Origin of the sequence: Xanthomonas floridensis, assembly GCF_001642575.1 — a bacterium.
GTDB lineage: Bacteria > Pseudomonadota > Gammaproteobacteria > Xanthomonadales > Xanthomonadaceae > Xanthomonas > Xanthomonas floridensis.
Window position 1 is genome coordinate 115,648 of sequence record NZ_LXNG01000008.1, and the last position, 16,175, is coordinate 131,822.

The window sequence follows — 16,175 nt, forward strand, 5'->3', positions numbered from 1 at the left end:
TTCGAACGCGCAGTGGAGCGCCGCGACCCGGTTCGATGCTGCGTTCGACTTTCGTCACAGAGAGGGTGTCCATGGCTGTCTCATTGCGTTCGCCGTCTCCTGCGCGATGCGCGTTTGTTCTGCTGCTTGCGACACTGAGCGCCTGCGAAAGAACCACGCCAGCCGCGCCGCCCCGTACGGCCGCCACGCCCCCAACCACCGCGGCCGGTATCGACTGGAACGAAGGTCACGTCGAAAAGGCTTTCGAAGAAGCCCAAAAGACCGGCAAACCGGTGCTGCTGTACTGGGGCGCGATCTGGTGCCCGCCCTGCAATCGGCTCAAGACCACCACCTTCAAGGATCCGGCATTCATTACACAGACCCGGCGCTTCGTGGCCGTGCATCTGGACGGCGACCAGGAGGAGGCGCAGCGTTGGGGCGAGCGTTTCGCAGTCAAGGGATATCCCACCATCCTCCTGCTGCGCCCGGATCGCAGCGAGATCACCCGGCTGATCGGCGACACCACCACAGCGCAGCTCATCGACAGCCTGCGCGCAGCGGCCCAGCTCAGTAGCAGTACCAAGCAGTTGCTGGACATGGCGCTCAAGAACCCTGCATCGCTCAAGCAGGACGATTGGGCGCTACTCGCCGGCTACAGCTGGCTCCACGACAATCAACTGGTCGATGCCGAGCAGGCCTCCGTCGTGCTGGCAAGCTTGGCAAAGACAGCGCCGCAGCCAGCATTACAACGGCAATTCGGCCTGCTGGCGGTGCTCGCCAACAGGCAGAAACCGGTCTCCACGCCGGCAACGCGTGCCTTGCTGCAGGCGGTGATCGCCGACCCCGCCGATGTCCGGACCAATCTGCATGTCCTGGTCCCCGGTGCAGCCACCCTGGTGGCCTCGGCCAGCGATGATGCGCGCGCGCGGGCCAGCGTGTCCGAGGCGTTCAATCGGGCATTGGCGCAGGCCTATGCAGACCCCACGCTGCCGATCGTCGACCGGCTGCGCACCGCGTTTGCAGTGATCGCGCTCGCGCGTCTGTCTCAGGGGCAGCCCGAAGCCAGCGAGCAAGACGGGCCGCAGCCGCCGCTGCCGGCCGACGTCATCGAGACCGTGCATCAACGTGTGCATTGGGCCGTTGCAACGGCCAAGACTCCCGAAGAGCGCCAATCCACGATCGAGAGCGCGGTCGATCTATTGGTGGAGGTGGGCGACAACGGCGCGGCCGAACAGTTGCTGCTGGCCGAGTTGGGCCGCAGCAAGACGCCGTCCTACTACATGCCCTACCTTGGCCACCTGGCCGAAGAGCGCGGTGACAACAAGACAGCGCTGTCCTGGTTCAAGAAGGCGTACGCCACACCCGGCAGCGAAGGAACGCTGGTGCAGCGCGGCGTGCCGTATCTGGATGCCATGATCCGCCTCAATCCGGACGATGCTGCAGGCATCGAAGCGCTTGCAGGCCAGGTGATCGGCGATCTGGCCAAACAGCCCGATGGCTATCTGCGCAAGAACCGCAGGCACTTCGACCCGGTAGGTGCATCGTTGCAGGCCTGGAGCAAACAGCACCACGCGCAAGGCAGCGCAGTGCTGGAGCGCTTGCGGCAGAAGGCGCAGGCCACCTGTGGCAGCAGGACCGATTGCGTCGCCTGGCTGGGCTAGGCGCACGAGAAGCATTCGGTGGACGGCCGATTTACCGAGGTGCGCTTGTGCGGTGAGTGCACCAAGGCAGCAGCAAATGAGCCGCCCAGGCGATTGATCTTGATGTAAGCGAGGTCGCGCGTTGCCGGGAAAAAGCAGCGGATCACCGCACGATCGATTGCCGCGGCGACGATCAGCGTTTCATTGATGACTTCATCTGCACCAGGGCAGCATCATGAGGATCGCGATCGGTGCGCTGACAACCTCACGACTCCGTCCGTACCCAGTCATTGCTGGTGGACGCCATTCACATCCCCAGAGCACCAGCGCGATCAACTGCGCGTTCGCCGCAGAAGGGTCTACGTGTCATGCATGTGGTACTGACCGCTCGTCGAGTGTCGAAGGTATCGCGCGAGGCTACTGATTTTGCCCGCAAGCCGATAACGCAAGCCCACACGCCACTGCGCACGACGGAACACCGGTTCGCATCGCCTGCGCCGGTAGACCACACGCAGCGCTGCAACGGGCCATCAAGGCGCGATGCAACTGCAGTGCACGTGTTCCTACGCCACCTCACGGGCGATCGACATGGCATTGGCCGCTCGACGCTTTTTTCGTGGTGTCTTCGTACTGATGTCAGCCATCGCGACACTGAGCGGCGGTGATAAACCCGCAGCGCCTCCTGCACCAGCGCACGCCAAGGCAATCGCTGTTTCCGAAGCAGCCGGCATCGATTGGCGCGAGGGCAATATCAAAGACGCCTTCAACGAAGCAAGGGAGAGTAGCAAGCCACTGCTGTTGTATTGGGGTGCAATCTGGTGTCACCCGTGCAACATCCTCAAGGCCACCACGTTCAAGGATCCGGGCTTCATCGCACGCACCAGGCACTTCATCGCCGTGCATCTGGATGGCGATCTGGAAGAAGCGCAGGGCTGGGGCGATCGCTTCGGAAACCGGGGTTACCCCACCATCATCCTGTTGCGCCCGGACCGTAGCGTCATTACCCGTCTGTCCGGCACCGACAACAGCGCGCGCCTGATCGACGCGTTGCGTGCGGCGGAAAAAAGTACCAGCGCAGCAACACAACTACTGGACAAGGCGCGACACACGCCGCACGACCTTTCTGCCGACGACTGGGCCATGCTCAATAACTACGATTGGCTCATCGATGAGCAACTGGTCAAACGCCAGGACAAGGTCAAGGCCTTCACCCAACTGGTCAAGTCCGCACCGGATCCGACGCTGCAACCTCGATTTGCGCTGTTGGCACCCGAGCTGGCCAAGGATCCCGTCGTGGGCGACCCTGCATACCACGCGCTGCTGGAAGCGCTGCTGGCCAACCTGGCGGAACTCCGGCTCAATCTGCACGCACTCAACCCTATCGCCGGTCTCGTCACGGCCGCCAGCGGCAACTCCACCGAGCGTGCCAGATTCTCGAATGCGCTGTTGCGAGCGAAAGCAAGGCGACTGCGTCAGTTGGTTGGGGTGAACCTGCGCAGCCCCGTGTGCATCAGCAGCCATATCCGGCTGCGCTGCACAGCGCACCGCGTCGCTAGTGCACCCACGGCAACAGCAGGTGATCGACCATCAGGAAGGCGAATAGCGCCATCAGATAGACGATGGAGTAGCCGAACATCTTCATCGAAAACAGTTCGTCCGGCGGATCGAGCATGCGCCAGGCGTACCAGAGGAACACCACGTTGAGCACCAGCGCACCGCCCAGGTAGAACATCCCGCTCATGCCCACCACCACCGGCAGCAACGTCACGAGCGCCAGCAGCACCGTGTACACCAGGATCTGCTTGCGCGTGTGCGGCACGCCATGGGTCACCGGCAACATCGGGATCGCGGCCTTGGCGTAATCGGCGCGGCGGAAGATCGCCAGCGCCCAGAAATGTGGCGGCGTCCAGATGAAGATGATCAGCACGAGCAACGAGGCATTGATCCAGTCCGCGGTGGTCGCCAAGCCGGTCACCGCGGCCCATCCCAGCATCGGCGGCGTGGCACCGGCCAGACCGCCGATCACGATGTTCTGCGAGGTCGCGCGTTTCAGGTAGACGGTGTAGATCACCGCGTAGCCAATCAGCGAGGCGAAGGTCAGCACTGCGGTGATCACATTCACCCACACCACCAACAGGGTCATGGAGATCACGATCAGCGCGCCGGCGAACACCAGCACCTGCCACGGCCGCACCTTGCCCACCACCAGCGGACGCCACGAGGTGCGAGCCATCTGCGCGTCGATCTTGGCATCGAGCAATTGATTGATCGCCGCCGCTGCCGAGGCGGCCAGCCAGATGCCCAGAAAGCCCAGCGCGCCGGTGCGCACCTGCACCCAGGACGGCATGCCGGGAATGGCCAGGAACATGCCCACCAGCGCGGTGAACACGATCAGTGCCACCACCTTGGGTTTGGTCAGATCCCAGTAATCGCGTGCGCTGACGGCCATGATCACTCCGGCGCGCGCAACCGCGCCAACAGGGAGACCAGCACGAACAACAGCGCCACCGCGCCACCGTTATGCAGCACCGAGACTTCCAGCGGCAGCGCCAGCTTGACGTTGAGCATGCCCAGCGTCACCTGCACGGCCACCAGCAACGCCAATGCGCCTGCCCACACCCGCATGCCCGGCGAGCGCGACAAGCGCCACGCCAGCCACCACAGGTACAGCGCGGTCGCAATCGCCCACAGCCGGTGTGCCATCTGGATGGCGATACGCGCCGCGCCATCAAGCACGCCGCCTTCGTAATCCACGCCGATACCGCGCCACAGCGTGAAGCCCTCGCGGAAGTCGTGCGGCGGCCACCACTGGCTGACGCAACGCGGAAAGTTGTCCGCCGACCAGCTGCCGCCGCCGCACGCCAGCGCGGCGTAGTTGGCGCTGACCCAGCCACCGAGCGCGATCTGCAGGCCCAGCACCGCCACGCCCAGCCGCAGCAACCATTTCAACCGCGAGGCATCGGCCAGCGTGATTGGCAGGTGCGTGGCACGCCAGGCCATCCACACCAGCAACGAGAACATCAGCATGCCGCCGAGCAGATGGCCCATCACCACAATGGGCTTGAGCAGCAGCGTCACCGTCCACATGCCCAGCAGCGCCTGGAAGATCACCACCGCCAGCGTCAGCACCGCCGCGCGCGCCAGGTCGATATTGCTCCAGCGCAACGCCGCCAACAGCAGGATGGCCTCGCCGGCCAGCGCCACGCCCATCGCCAACCCATGCCAGCCGGACATGTATAGAGGGATCGACAACGCCACCAGCACCGCGGCCGAAACGACCTGGGCGATACCCATGCGACGGCGGCGCGCGGCCAGCAGCGTCAGCACCAGCACCTCCACACCCAGCGCCCCGGCCAGGAAGCGGTGCACCTGCTCGCGCCAGGCCTTGTGCGATTCCAGCGGCCGGATCTTGCTGGCCACATGCGTGTTGGCTTCATCGGTGGTCTGCGGCCAGGTCACGCGGCCGTAGCAGGTCGGCCAGTCCGGGCAGCTCATGCCGGCATCGGACAGGCGCACGAACGAGCCGAACAGGATCGTGCTCGCAGTGAATAACGCCGCCAGCCAGGCCATGCGGTGGAAGTGACGGAACAATGCCGGTGGCGCAAACAGATTCATCGAAGCGGGCTCACATCAGTTTCAGCAGCTTGACCAGATCCGAGCGCAGGCCGGCCGGGTCGAAGCCCGGGGCATAGCGCAGGATCAAGAAGCCGTTGGGATCGATCACATACACCGGCACGCCGGCCGCATCGTCTGCATGCGGCAGCGCCCCGCGCAGCTGCACGTCGTCGCGCAACACGCGCAAGGCCGGCATCGGCGGCAGCCCGGCCGGCGGCGTACCGATCCACAGCACCTCCACCTTGTCGGCGCGATGGCCCAGCAATTGCCACACCTTGTCCAGTTCCGCGGCCAATGCCACGCACTGCTGCGCACACCCTGCGGGCGGAGCCAATGCGATCCGCCATACGCGCTCGCCAGGTGCCCATGCATATGGCTGCCCATCCGCGCGCATTGGCGTCAGCGCACGTAGGTCAGCAGGCGGATTGAGCAATTGGCCGTTGTTGCGCATCGATGCCGGCTGCCAGCCGGAAAAGCGCAGCACGCCGGCCAGCAACATCGAGCCGAAGAACAGCACCGCCAGGGCAATCAGCATTCTGCGGCCGCGTTTGACCGCGTGCGGTGTGGCCGATGGAGAGGTGGTCATACCGGCGATTTTCTCATGCCGCAGGCGTCAGTGCCCGCGCCTGCGTCGCCGCGCACGCCAGCTCAGCAGCGCGGCGGTGCTCAGCACCGCAAACGCCAGCCCGAACCATTGCACCGCGTAACCCAAGTGCCGCGCGGGCGGCAGCGTGTTCGGCAGCATGTCCAGATCGCGCACATAGCCCACCGGCAATGCCGGATCCAGGCGCAGCACCTGCGACGAAATGTCGCGCCTGCCCACCGCCTCACGCACGGCCTGCGGGTCCAGCCGCGTGGCCAGCCAAGTGGCCGCAGTGGCGGTGGGCGCCAGTGCAGGGCCGATCGCCAGACCAGCCGATGGTGGCGCACTGACAAGGCCCCGCACCGCCCGCACGCCGTCGAGCGCCGCGATGCTGGGTAGCTGCCGATTCGCCGGCAACGGCAGCCAGCCAAGATCGACCAACAGCGTCCCCGCTGCCCCCTCCACCGCGGCGAGTTGATACACGCGCACACCGGCACGCCCATCACGCAGTTGATTATCCAGCAGGACCTGCTGCGGCAGGAAGCGCACACGTCCGGTGGCCCAGCTCAGCGCCTGCGGACTGGCCAGAGCCTGCGCCAGGGTCAACGGCTTCTCCCGCACATGCGCCGCGCGTTCCACCAGCGCCTCCTTGCTGTGCATGCGTTGCAGCTGCCACTGCCCCAGCGATGCAAACCCCGCGCTCACCAGCACCGCCAACGCCCAGCCCAGCACCGCCGTGTGCTTGCGCGTCATGACAAGCGGCGCAAAAAGGCGTGCAATGCGACAACCACGCCGACGACCACCGGGGCTGCTGTGAACGACTCGCTCAAGACGCTGCTGATTGTCGCCTTCCTGATCGTGATTCTGTGGAACCTGGGGGCCGGTCTCTACTACCTGCTGACCGACCGCGGTCAGACCAAACGCACCGTCAATGCGCTCACCTGGCGCATCGGCTTATCGGTCGCCCTGATAGCCATTGTGATCATCGGCATCTACACCGGCTGGATCAAGCCACATGGCATCGGCCGCTGACGCGGCCGGGAATGGAGAATCGGGAGTAGGGAATCGTAGAAGCAAAAGCAGGCTCGCTCTTGCGATTCACGATTCCCGATTCCCGATTCCCGATTCCCGATTCTCAAAGTACATACACGAACAGGAACAGCGCCAGCCACACCACGTCGACGAAGTGCCAGTACCACGCGGCCGCTTCGAAGGCGAAGTGGTTGTCGCGGGTGAAATGGCCCTTGGCCGCGCGTAGCCACATCACCGCCAGCATGATCGTGCCCAGCAGCACGTGCATGCCATGGAAACCGGTGAGCATGAAAAAGGTGGAGCCGTAGATGCCCGAACCCAGGGTGAGATTGAGCTCGGTGTAGGCGTGGATGTACTCCTCCGCCTGCAGGAACAGGAACACGCAGCCCAGCAGCACCGTCAGCCCCAGCCACAGCAGCAGCGCGCCACGGCGCCCGCCCTTCAGCGCGTGATGGGCAATGGTCAAGGTCACGCCGGAGCTGAGCAGGATCAAGGTATTGATCAGCGGCAGGCCCCAGGCCGGAATGGTCTGGAATTGGCCGCCGATCGTGCCCGGGCCATTGGTCGGCCAGGCCGCCGAATAGCCATTCCACAGCAACTCGTTGGTCATCACGCCGTCGCCCTCGCCGCCCAGCCAGGGCAGCGTCAGCACGCGCGTATAAAACAGCGCACCGAAGAAGGCGCCGAAAAACATCACTTCGGAAAAAATGAACCACACCATTCCCATGCGGAACGAACCGTCCACCTGGCGGTTGTAGTTGCCGGCGTTGGACTCGCGAATGACATCGCCAAACCACATGAACAAGGTCGCCAGCAACATCGCCATGCCGGCGAAGAACGTCCAGCGCCCCCACGCCGCGTCGTTGAGCCAGCTGGCCACGCCGATCATCATCACGAACATCGCAATCGAGCCGACGAACGGCCATTTGCTTTGGCTCGGGACGAAATACGCATCGGCGTTGGGACTGTGATCGGCCATGGCGTTGCTTCCGTATCGTGGTAAGGGTGGATGGATTTACGGTGCGGCGCGTGGCGCATCAGAGGCGCCTCCGCTCTGCAATTCAGAGGTCAGCGCGTCGTTGCGGTAGAACGTATAGGACAAGGTGATGGTGGTGACTTCCGGCGGCAGCGCCGGATCGACGATGAAACGCAACGGCATGTCGCGCGTCTCGCCAGCCTGCAAGGTCTGCGCGGTGAAACAGAAACATTCGGTCTTGTTGAAATACCCCGATGCACGCGCCGGCGCGACCGACGGTACCGCGCTGCCAACCACTGCGCGTGCACTGTCGTTGCGCGCGAAGTACAGCGCCTCATTGAGCTCGCCAGGCACCACATCCATCGTCATCTGCTCGGGATGGAAGGTCCACGGCAACTTGGAATTGACCCCGGCATCGAACTCCACCCGCACCGTGCGCTTGCCTGGCACGGCGAGCGTGCCCGCGCCTGCCCGCGCGTTGCCAGGCGCGCGCTCCATGCGAATCCCGAAGACTTTCTCGCAGGCGATGCGATACAGCGGCACCAGGGAAAACGTCAACACGAACACACCTAGCACTACGGCAAGCAGCTTGAACAAGCCAGCCGTGGGTGCAGGTGCGGGCGCGCGTGCATTCACCGCCCGATGACTCCGGACGCGATGAACCCCGCGTAGATCAGCAACGCGATGATGCCGACCGTGATCGCCGTGCGTCGCACCGCGCGACGCTGCTGCGCCTGCCGCTCGGCCGCAGAAAGCAGACGCGTCACTGCCGGCTCCGAGGCAGACTCAGTGACCGATGTCTTCATGCGCAAGATCTCCAGGCTTGATCACCGGCGGCACGGTGAAGGTATGCGCAGGCGCCGGTGACGGCACTGTCCATTCCAACCCCTTGGCACCTTCCCACGCACGCGCATCGGCACGGGCGCCGCTGCGCAACGAGGCGAACAAGATCGCCGCCATCAGGAACGGGGTGGCGAACATGCCGAAGGCACCGATCGAGCTGACCAGATTCCAGTCGGCAAATACCACGTTGTAATCGGGGATGCGCCGCGGCATGCCAGCCAGGCCGAGAAAATGCTGCGGGAAGAACAACAGGTTGACGAAGATCATCGTCCACCAGAAGTGGAACTTGGCCCAGGCCTCGTTGTACATGCGCCCGGTCCACTTCGGCCACCAGTAGTACACCGCCGCAATCAGCGCGAACACCGCGCCGGTGACCAGCACGTAATGGAAATGCGCCACCACGAAGTAGGTGTCGTGATACTGGAAGTCGGCCGGCACGATCGCCAGCATCAGGCCCGAGAACCCACCGATACTGAAGAGAATGACAAAGGCCACCGCCCACAACATCGGTGATTCGAAGGTCAGCGAGCCCTTCCACATCGTGCTGACCCAGTTGAACACCTTCACCCCGGTCGGGATGGAGATCAGCATGGTGGCAAACATGAAGTAGATTTCGCCCCCCAGCGGCATGCCCACGGTAAACATGTGGTGCGCCCACACGATGAAGCTCAGGAACGCGATCGCCGCGATCGCGTACACCATCGCCTGGTACCCGAACAGCGGTTTGCGGCTGAAGGTCGGGATGATCTCGCTGACCACGCCGAACGCCGGCAGGATCATGATGTAGACCTCCGGGTGCCCGAAGAACCAGAAGATGTGCTGGTACATCACCGGGTCGCCGCCGCCGGCCGCGTTGAAGAAGCTGGTGCCGAAGAACTTGTCGGTCAGCAGCATGGTCACCGCGCCGGCCAGCACCGGCATCACTGCAATCAACAAAAACGCGGTGATCAGCCACGCCCAGCAGAAGATCGGCATCTTCAGCAGATCGATGCCGGGCGCACGCATGTTGAGCACGGTGGCGATGATGTTGATCGCGCCCATGATCGAGCTGACGCCGGCCACGTGGATTGCGAACACGCTGAAGGCCACGTTGTAGCCGCCTTGCAGCGACAACGGCGGATACAGCGTCCAGCCACCGGCGGGCGCGCCGCCGGGCAGAAACAATGTCAGCAACAGCAAGGTGAAGGCCACCGGCAGCAGCCAGAACGACCAGTTGTTCATGCGCGGCAACGCCATGTCCGGCGCACCGATCTGCAGCGGAATCATCCAGTTGGCCAGGCCCACGAAGGCCGGCATCACGCCACCGAAGATCATCACCAGCGCATGCACGGTGGTCATCTGGTTGAAGAATTCGGGTTTGACGAACTGCAGGCCTGGCTGCATGAGTTCGGCGCGGATCACCACGCTCATCGCCGCGCCGATGATGAACATCACGAAGGAGAACAGCAGATACAGCGTGCCGATGTCCTTGTGATTGGTCGAAAAGAACCAGCGCTCGACGAAACCGGGCTGGTGGTGTCCGTGGTGATCGACTGCGGTATGCGCCATGACGGAACGACCTCTGCGAAGCGGTGCGATTGCGTGCGGTTAAAGAGCGGCGGTCGGTGCGGCAGCCGGCGTCGCGGGTGCGGTTTCAGGCGCTGCATCGCCAGCCGGCGCCGGCGTTGCAGGAACGGGCGCCGCGGGAGCCGGTACCGCACCTGCGGGCGCCGCTTGCGCAGCACCACGACGCGAGGCCAGCCAACGCTGGAATTCGGCCTTGGGCAGGGCTTCGACCACGATCGGCATGAACCCATGGTCCTTGCCGCATAGCTCGGCGCATTGCCCGCGATACACGCCCGGCTGCTCGATATTGGTCCAGGCTTCGTTGACGATGCCCGGGATCGCATCCTGCTTCCAGCCCAGGGCCGGCACCCACCACGCATGGATGACGTCGTCGGCGGTGATGACGAAACGGATCTTGGTGTTGACCGGCAACACCAGCCGGTTGTCGACATCCAGAAGGTAGTGCGGCTGCGAAGCCACGGTGGGACGCTCGCCGCTCTGGCGGATCCGGTCCGATTCGCGCGCCAGGCGGCTGGTGAATTCCACGCCCTGGCCCAGGTACTCGTATTTCCACATCCACTGGTAGCCGGTCACCTTGACCGTCATTTCCGATTCGCGCGTGTCATACATCGCAATCAGCTTGGCCGTCGCTGGCCAGGCCATGGCGATCAGCACCAGCACCGGAATCACCGTCCACAGTACTTCGGCCCGCGTGTTGTGGCTGAACTGTGCAGCTACCGCTCCCTTGGACTTGCGGAACTTGAAGATGGCATAGCCCATTGCGCCGAACACCAGCGCGCCGATCACCACGCAGACCCACAGCGCCACCATATGCGCCTCGTAAGCCATGCGCGCAGTCTGGGTCACCCCGCGGCCCATGTTGAGCTGCCATTCCTTGGGATCGGCCGATTGCGCCAAGGCGGCCGGTGCGCCCGCCAGCATCGCCAAGGCCAGGCCCCATCCCGTGCACATCCACTTCAAGCTGCTGCGTTGCGTCATTGCCTAGACCCTTACGTCATCGGTGACGGCCATTGGCGGCCGCGAGCAAGCGTTTCAGCGTATCTGCCAGTTCCACACGTTCGGCCGGCCCGAGAAAACTTCCGATCTCGATCTGCCTGCCGCTGCTCACCAACAGCACCCTGTCATCGCGTTCCATGCACAGCCGCACCCAATGCGGATGTGCCTGAAACGCTGGTGGCGCATGCCCGGACGGAAACACCTCGACAGCGGTCTCCCCTACCCGGATCGCTTCTTCGCGCTCGCCGCTTCGCCACACCTGCCGCAGCGCCAGCGCCACCACACCACTGTGCAACAGGGCGAACACCGGCGCGAATGCATTGCCGGTCCACCACCCCAGGCCCGCAAACAACCACATCGTTCCAGCCAAGACCGCAAACAACAGCATGAACTGCCGGGACGACAGTGCCCGTGGAGGCCGCAACCGCAATTGCGTCCCGACCCCTTCGGACATCAACGGCAGTACTTCGATCATTGGCGACACGCAGCGGACTGCGGGAACAGCCCGATGGTAGACCCGCGCCGACGCATGCGGCAAGCGTTTCCGGCGATCGGCAATTTGCTGCAGTGCAGCTAAAAGTACGCGCAAATCAATCACTTCGCGAAACCGCACTGTTGAGTGGGGCCGCCATCACAGCCTCGGGCGACCTGCACAAAACGGCGGGAAAGCTGCCGCATCCGCACAAGTGTGCAACCACCGTGGCTCACTAGAATGAGCGCGGATATCAAGGCCCCTTTCGCATGAACGCCCAGCTAGCTCCAACTGCCTCTTCCAGTACTGCCCATTCGCTGCTTGCGCCCGAATTGCCGGCAGCGCCCGGTGCATTGCGCGCTGCCATCACCGCCGCCTGGCTCAAGGACGAAGCCGAACACGTGCACGAGCTGCTCGACCAGGCACGTCTGCCCGCCGCCGACCAGGCCAAGGTGCAGGCGCTAGCCGCCGACCTGGTCACCCGCGTGCGTGCACGCGCTCAGGATCAGGGCGCGATCGAAGCCTTCATGCGCCAGTACGATCTCGGCAGCGAAGAAGGCGTGCTGCTGATGTGCGTAGCCGAGGCGCTGCTGCGCATTCCCGATCAGGACACCGCAGACAAGCTGATCCGCGACAAGCTCGGCGATGCGGACTGGAAGAAGCACATGGGCGGCAGCGACTCGGTGCTGGTCAACGCCTCCACCTGGGGCCTGATGCTCACCGGCAGGTTGGTGCAGCTCAACGACCTCACCCGCGCCGATGTGCCTGGTGCGTTCAAGCGCCTGATCGGCCGCGTCGGCGAGCCGGTGATTCGCCTGGCCGTGCGCCAGGCCATGAAGATCATGGGCCATCAGTTCGTCATGGGCCGCACCATCGGTGAAGCGCTGTCGCGTTCGCGCAAGGGCGACAATGCCCACTACCGCTACTCGTTCGACATGCTCGGCGAAGGCGCGCTCACCATGAAGGATGCGCAGCGCTATCTGCAGGCGTATCGCGATGCGATTCATGCGATCGGCCGTAGCGGCAGCTTCGTCGGTACCGACGTGTTCGCTGCGCCCAGCATCTCGATCAAGCTGTCGGCACTGTATCCGCGCTACGAGCATGCCAAGCGTGCGCGGGTGATGGCCGAGCTGGTTCCAGGCGTGCTGGAGTTGGCGCAGCTGGCCAAGTCCTATGGCATCGGCTACACCGTCGACGCCGAGGAAGCCGACCGTCTGGAACTGTCGCTGGACATCATCGAAGCCACCTTCTCCGATCCATCGCTGGACGGCTGGGAAGGCTACGGCCTGGCCGTGCAGGCGTATCAAAAGCGCACGCCGTACACGATCGATTTTCTCGCCGATCTTGCGCGCCGTGTCGGACGACGCATTCCGGTTCGCCTGGTCAAAGGCGCGTACTGGGACGCGGAAATCAAGCGCGCGCAGATCGAAGGTCACCCCGGCTACCCGGTGTTTACTCGCAAGCAAAATACCGACGTGTCGTATCTGGCCTGTGCGCGTCGCATGTTTGCGCACAATGACGCGCTTTATCCGATGTTCGCCACCCACAACGCGCAGACCATCGCTGCCGTGCGTGCGATCTCCGGTGGCAAGGTCTACGAACACCAGAAGCTGCACGGCATGGGCGATGACCTGTACGCCGAAGTGATTCCCGCCGATCGCCTGGGTTTGCCGTGCCGCGTCTATGCACCGGTCGGCTCGCACGAGGATCTGCTGCCTTATCTGGTGCGTCGCCTGCTCGAGAACGGCGCCAATTCCAGCTTCGTCAATCGCATCACCGACGAGGACGTCGCCATCGAAGACCTGATCCGCGATCCGGTCGAAGCGGTGTCCTCGTTTAGCTCCATTCCGCATCCCAAGATTCCGCTGCCCACCGATCTGTTGCGCAGCCAGAACCAACACAGGAAAAACTCCATGGGCGCCAATCTCGCCAACGACAACGATCTGCGGCAGCTGGCCGAGCAACTCAATGCCGCGATCAAACCGTGGACGGCGGCGCCGCTGGTGCCCGGCGCAGTCGTCAGCACGCCGCGCGCGCCTGTGCTCAATCCTGCAGATCGCCGCGAGACGGTCGGGCATTGGCAGCCAGCCGACCCGGCCACCGTGCAGAAGGCGCTTGTAACCGCAGCGGCTGCGCAGCCGGCCTGGAATCGGACGCCGGCGGCAAGCCGCGCCACCATTCTGGAGCACGCCGCCGACCTGCTGGAAACGCGCATGCCCGAATTCATGGCGATCTGCGTCAAGGAAGCCGGCAAGACGCTACCCGACGCTGTCGCCGAAGTGCGCGAAGCGGTCGATTTCCTGCGCTACTACGCCGGCCAGGCGCGCGCGCAATTCGGTGCCCCCGAACGCCTGCCCGGGCCCACCGGCGAATCCAACGAACTGCAGCTGCATGGCCGCGGTGTTTTTGTCTGCATCAGCCCGTGGAATTTCCCGCTGGCGATCTTTCTCGGTCAGGTGGCCGCAGCGCTGGCAGCGGGCAACACCGTCATCGCCAAGCCGGCCGAGCAGACCAATCTGATCGGCTTTGCGGCGGTCAAACTGCTGCACGAGGCCGGCGTACCGGAAGCGGCCGTTCAATTCCTGCCCGGCGATGGCGCCACGGTCGGTTCCGCATTGACCAACGATCCGCGCGTGGCCGGTGTGGCCTTCACCGGCTCCACCGACACCGCGCGCATCATCAACCGCACCCTCGCCGCGCGCGATGCGGCGATCGGTGTCTTGATCGCCGAGACCGGTGGCCAGAACGCGTTCATCGCCGACTCGTCCTCACTGCCAGAGGCAGTGGTCAAGGATGCGATCTCCAGCGCCTTCATGTCCGCTGGGCAGCGCTGTTCCGCGGCACGGGTGCTGTTCGTCCAGGACGACATTGCCGACAAGGTCATGACCATGTTGGCCGGCGCCATGGGCGAATTGAAGATCGGCGACCCTGGCGTGCTTTCTACCGACGTTGGCCCTGTGATCGACGCTGATGCCCTCAAGATCCTCGACGATCACGCAGCGCGCATGGACCGCGAAGCCCGCCTGATCGCAACCACCAAGCTGGACGAGGGCACCACCCACGGAAGCTTCTTTGCCCCGCGCGCCTACGAATTGACCTCACTCGTACAGCTGCAGCGTGAAGTTTTCGGCCCGGTGTTGCATATCATCCGCTGGAAAGCCGACCAGCTTGATGCGGTGATCGAGCAGATCAATGCGACCGGCTACGGCCTGACGTTGGGCGTGCACTCGCGTATCGACGAGACCATTGAGCGCATCACTTCCCGCGTTGCAGTGGGCAACGTCTACGTCAATCGCAACCAGATCGGCGCCGTTGTCGGGGTTCAGCCGTTCGGCGGGCAGGGACTGTCCGGAACCGGCCCCAAGGCCGGCGGCCCACACTATCTGCTGCGCTTTGCCACCGAGAAGGTCGTCACGGTCAACACCACTGCCGCTGGCGGCAATGCCTCGCTCCTGACGTTGGGCGACTAAGCGGTTGACCCCGCGTCAGCGATCGCCTTGTTGAAACGCAAAAAACCCCGCCAAGGCGGGGTTTTTTGTTGTGTCGTGATTGGCAAGTTGTCCTTGTGTGTCAGCAGCCAGATCAAACGCTGAAAGCCCTTGGGCGCTGATATTGCTATGTCTCCCGCGATGCTGGACTGAAGGATACGTTCCGCAAAACTAGCGTATTGATCCCTCTGTCATTAGCTACATCTTGATGCAGATCAAAGGTGAAGAGCTTTTCCACATCCTGATCGCCTCTAGACCAAGCGCACAAGGTCTACCTGGATCAATCCGTTAGCAGCCAACCTTTGCTGACTATCGGTGAATTGATTCAGCGCGCTGCCAACAGTTGCAGTGAGGTGGTTCTCAGGCGCTCTACGTCTAATTTGCGGCGTTTGTATCTCCAACTGCTGCTGCCGACACCGCGACGGTGGAGAACAAGCCTGCGGCACTACACCTTGGTGGCGCGCTCTATCTGCTGTTTCGTGGAGGTGCACTGCTAGGGAAGTTACCAACCAGCTATGCTGTTGCCTCCCTCCTTTCACCGTGCGGGGGTGTGAGCTCCTGTTTTGGGGGTTCGCGCGCCCTTTTGGCTAGTGCAAGCAGCGCAGCCCAGCATGGGGCGCAGCAAGCTTGGGATGTCATGTCGCAATGTGTCTTGGGCCACGGGCGGCTTCTGGCCCCCTTTTGACTGCTACAAGCGGCACTGGCCAGCAGAGGAGTGCATCAAGCTTGGGTCGTTTGCCGTATCTGGCTTGGAACACGGATGGATGGACGCCCTATCGGGCCGGGCCGGCACCGCATCCTCGCCTTGCATCGCAAGCGACGATGGTTAGCGCACTCTTCGCCAAGAGAGAAGCGCTGTGTGCCGGTGCGTTCCCGGCCGTCCTCACAGTGTTCCGCGCCTCCTGCCAAGCCACCCACTGACGGCGGACAGTGCGAAGGGCTTAAATCGGAGACAAAAACAAACCCCCAGTCCTGTCGGACTGAG

At 63.7% G+C, this 16,175-nt stretch carries 13 protein-coding genes and 1 pseudogene; 4 read left to right on the top strand and 10 right to left on the bottom strand.

From position 1 onward, the window contains the following. Window positions 1-71 precede the first annotated feature (71 nt). Together A7D17_RS05610 and A7D17_RS24795 are read left to right on the top strand one after the other, a co-directional pair. Window positions 72-1,640: a thioredoxin family protein gene (locus A7D17_RS05610; RefSeq protein ID WP_064508197.1), complete on the top strand. Its 1,569-nt coding sequence runs from the start codon at window positions 72-74 to the stop codon at window positions 1,638-1,640. A gap of 612 nt (window positions 1,641-2,252) precedes the next feature. Beyond that, window positions 2,253-2,654 (top strand): annotated as a pseudogene (locus tag A7D17_RS24795) (thioredoxin family protein); the annotation flags it as partial. Window positions 2,655-3,171: 517 nt separating this feature from the next. On the opposite strand, the gene cyoE reads toward A7D17_RS24795, so the two are convergent. The 4 genes from cyoE to A7D17_RS05635 are packed head-to-tail and all read right to left on the bottom strand — an operon-like array spanning window position 3,172 to window position 6,570. Then, window positions 3,172-4,068, bottom strand: a complete 897-nt coding sequence (gene cyoE, locus A7D17_RS05620; RefSeq protein ID WP_064508199.1) for a heme o synthase — start codon at window positions 4,066-4,068, stop codon at window positions 3,172-3,174. Window positions 4,069-4,070: 2 nt separating this feature from the next. Further along, the gene (locus A7D17_RS05625; RefSeq protein ID WP_064508200.1) at window positions 4,071-5,234 is read right to left on the bottom strand and encodes a COX15/CtaA family protein; all 1,164 of its coding nucleotides are present in this window, start codon (window positions 5,232-5,234) and stop codon (window positions 4,071-4,073) included. Window positions 5,235-5,244: 10 nt separating this feature from the next. Continuing rightward, complete coding sequence (locus A7D17_RS05630) at window positions 5,245-5,820, bottom strand: hypothetical protein (protein WP_064508201.1); 576 nt, start codon at window positions 5,818-5,820, stop codon at window positions 5,245-5,247. 27 nt (window positions 5,821-5,847) lie between these two features. Next, window positions 5,848-6,570, bottom strand: a complete 723-nt coding sequence (locus A7D17_RS05635; protein WP_064508202.1) for an SURF1 family protein — start codon at window positions 6,568-6,570, stop codon at window positions 5,848-5,850. A gap of 60 nt (window positions 6,571-6,630) precedes the next feature. Here A7D17_RS05635 and A7D17_RS05640 point away from each other — a divergent pair, with 60 nt between their 5' ends. Next, on the top strand, window positions 6,631-6,849 hold the full coding sequence (locus A7D17_RS05640; RefSeq protein ID WP_005996896.1) for a twin transmembrane helix small protein: 219 nt from the start codon (window positions 6,631-6,633) through the stop codon (window positions 6,847-6,849). A gap of 103 nt (window positions 6,850-6,952) precedes the next feature. Here the strand turns inward: A7D17_RS05640 and A7D17_RS05645 are convergent, their stop codons facing one another. Genes A7D17_RS05645 through A7D17_RS05665 form a run of 6 tightly spaced genes read right to left on the bottom strand, consistent with a single transcriptional unit; the run spans window position 6,953 to window position 11,705 of the window. Continuing rightward, complete coding sequence (locus A7D17_RS05645; RefSeq protein ID WP_029221429.1) at window positions 6,953-7,828, bottom strand: cytochrome c oxidase subunit 3; 876 nt, start codon at window positions 7,826-7,828, stop codon at window positions 6,953-6,955. Between the two features lie 36 nt (window positions 7,829-7,864). After that, window positions 7,865-8,461, bottom strand: coding sequence for a cytochrome c oxidase assembly protein (locus A7D17_RS05650; protein ID WP_064508203.1), 597 nt, complete (start codon window positions 8,459-8,461; stop codon window positions 7,865-7,867). Then, complete coding sequence (locus A7D17_RS25020) at window positions 8,458-8,592, bottom strand: hypothetical protein (protein ID WP_008577456.1); 135 nt, start codon at window positions 8,590-8,592, stop codon at window positions 8,458-8,460. The genes A7D17_RS05650 and A7D17_RS25020 overlap by 4 nt, the downstream gene beginning before the upstream one ends. Window positions 8,593-8,611: 19 nt before the next feature. Further along, the gene (gene ctaD, locus A7D17_RS05655) at window positions 8,612-10,216 is read right to left on the bottom strand and encodes a cytochrome c oxidase subunit I (RefSeq protein WP_029221431.1); all 1,605 of its coding nucleotides are present in this window, start codon (window positions 10,214-10,216) and stop codon (window positions 8,612-8,614) included. A 39-nt stretch (window positions 10,217-10,255) separates the two neighbouring features. After that, window positions 10,256-11,212 carry a cytochrome c oxidase subunit II gene (coxB, locus tag A7D17_RS05660; protein WP_064508204.1) on the bottom strand — a complete coding sequence of 319 codons (957 nt, stop codon included), beginning with the start codon at window positions 11,210-11,212 and terminating at the stop codon, window positions 10,256-10,258. Window positions 11,213-11,228: 16 nt separating this feature from the next. Then, entirely contained in the window at window positions 11,229-11,705 is a 477-nt protein-coding gene (locus A7D17_RS05665; protein ID WP_064508205.1) for a DUF2244 domain-containing protein, read from the bottom strand. Window positions 11,706-11,971: 266 nt separating this feature from the next. On the opposite strand from A7D17_RS05665, the gene putA reads away from it, so the two are divergent. After that, window positions 11,972-15,172: a bifunctional proline dehydrogenase/L-glutamate gamma-semialdehyde dehydrogenase PutA gene (gene putA / locus A7D17_RS05670; RefSeq protein ID WP_064508206.1), complete on the top strand. Its 3,201-nt coding sequence runs from the start codon at window positions 11,972-11,974 to the stop codon at window positions 15,170-15,172. Window positions 15,173-16,175: the final 1,003 nt, after the last annotated feature.

Coding starts and splice junctions, on each gene's coding strand:
- A7D17_RS05610 (WP_064508197.1), top strand. CDS start 72: ATGGCTGTCTCATTGCGTTCGCCGTCTCCTGCGCGATGCGCGTTTGTT.
- cyoE (WP_064508199.1), bottom strand. CDS start 4,068: ATGGCCGTCAGCGCACGCGATTACTGGGATCTGACCAAACCCAAGGTG.
- A7D17_RS05625 (WP_064508200.1), bottom strand. CDS start 5,234: ATGAATCTGTTTGCGCCACCGGCATTGTTCCGTCACTTCCACCGCATG.
- A7D17_RS05630 (WP_064508201.1), bottom strand. CDS start 5,820: ATGACCACCTCTCCATCGGCCACACCGCACGCGGTCAAACGCGGCCGC.
- A7D17_RS05635 (WP_064508202.1), bottom strand. CDS start 6,570: ATGACGCGCAAGCACACGGCGGTGCTGGGCTGGGCGTTGGCGGTGCTG.
- A7D17_RS05645 (WP_029221429.1), bottom strand. CDS start 7,828: ATGGCCGATCACAGTCCCAACGCCGATGCGTATTTCGTCCCGAGCCAA.
- ctaD (WP_029221431.1), bottom strand. CDS start 10,216: ATGGCGCATACCGCAGTCGATCACCACGGACACCACCAGCCCGGTTTC.
- coxB (WP_064508204.1), bottom strand. CDS start 11,212: ATGACGCAACGCAGCAGCTTGAAGTGGATGTGCACGGGATGGGGCCTG.
- A7D17_RS05665 (WP_064508205.1), bottom strand. CDS start 11,705: ATGATCGAAGTACTGCCGTTGATGTCCGAAGGGGTCGGGACGCAATTG.
- putA (WP_064508206.1), top strand. CDS start 11,972: ATGAACGCCCAGCTAGCTCCAACTGCCTCTTCCAGTACTGCCCATTCG.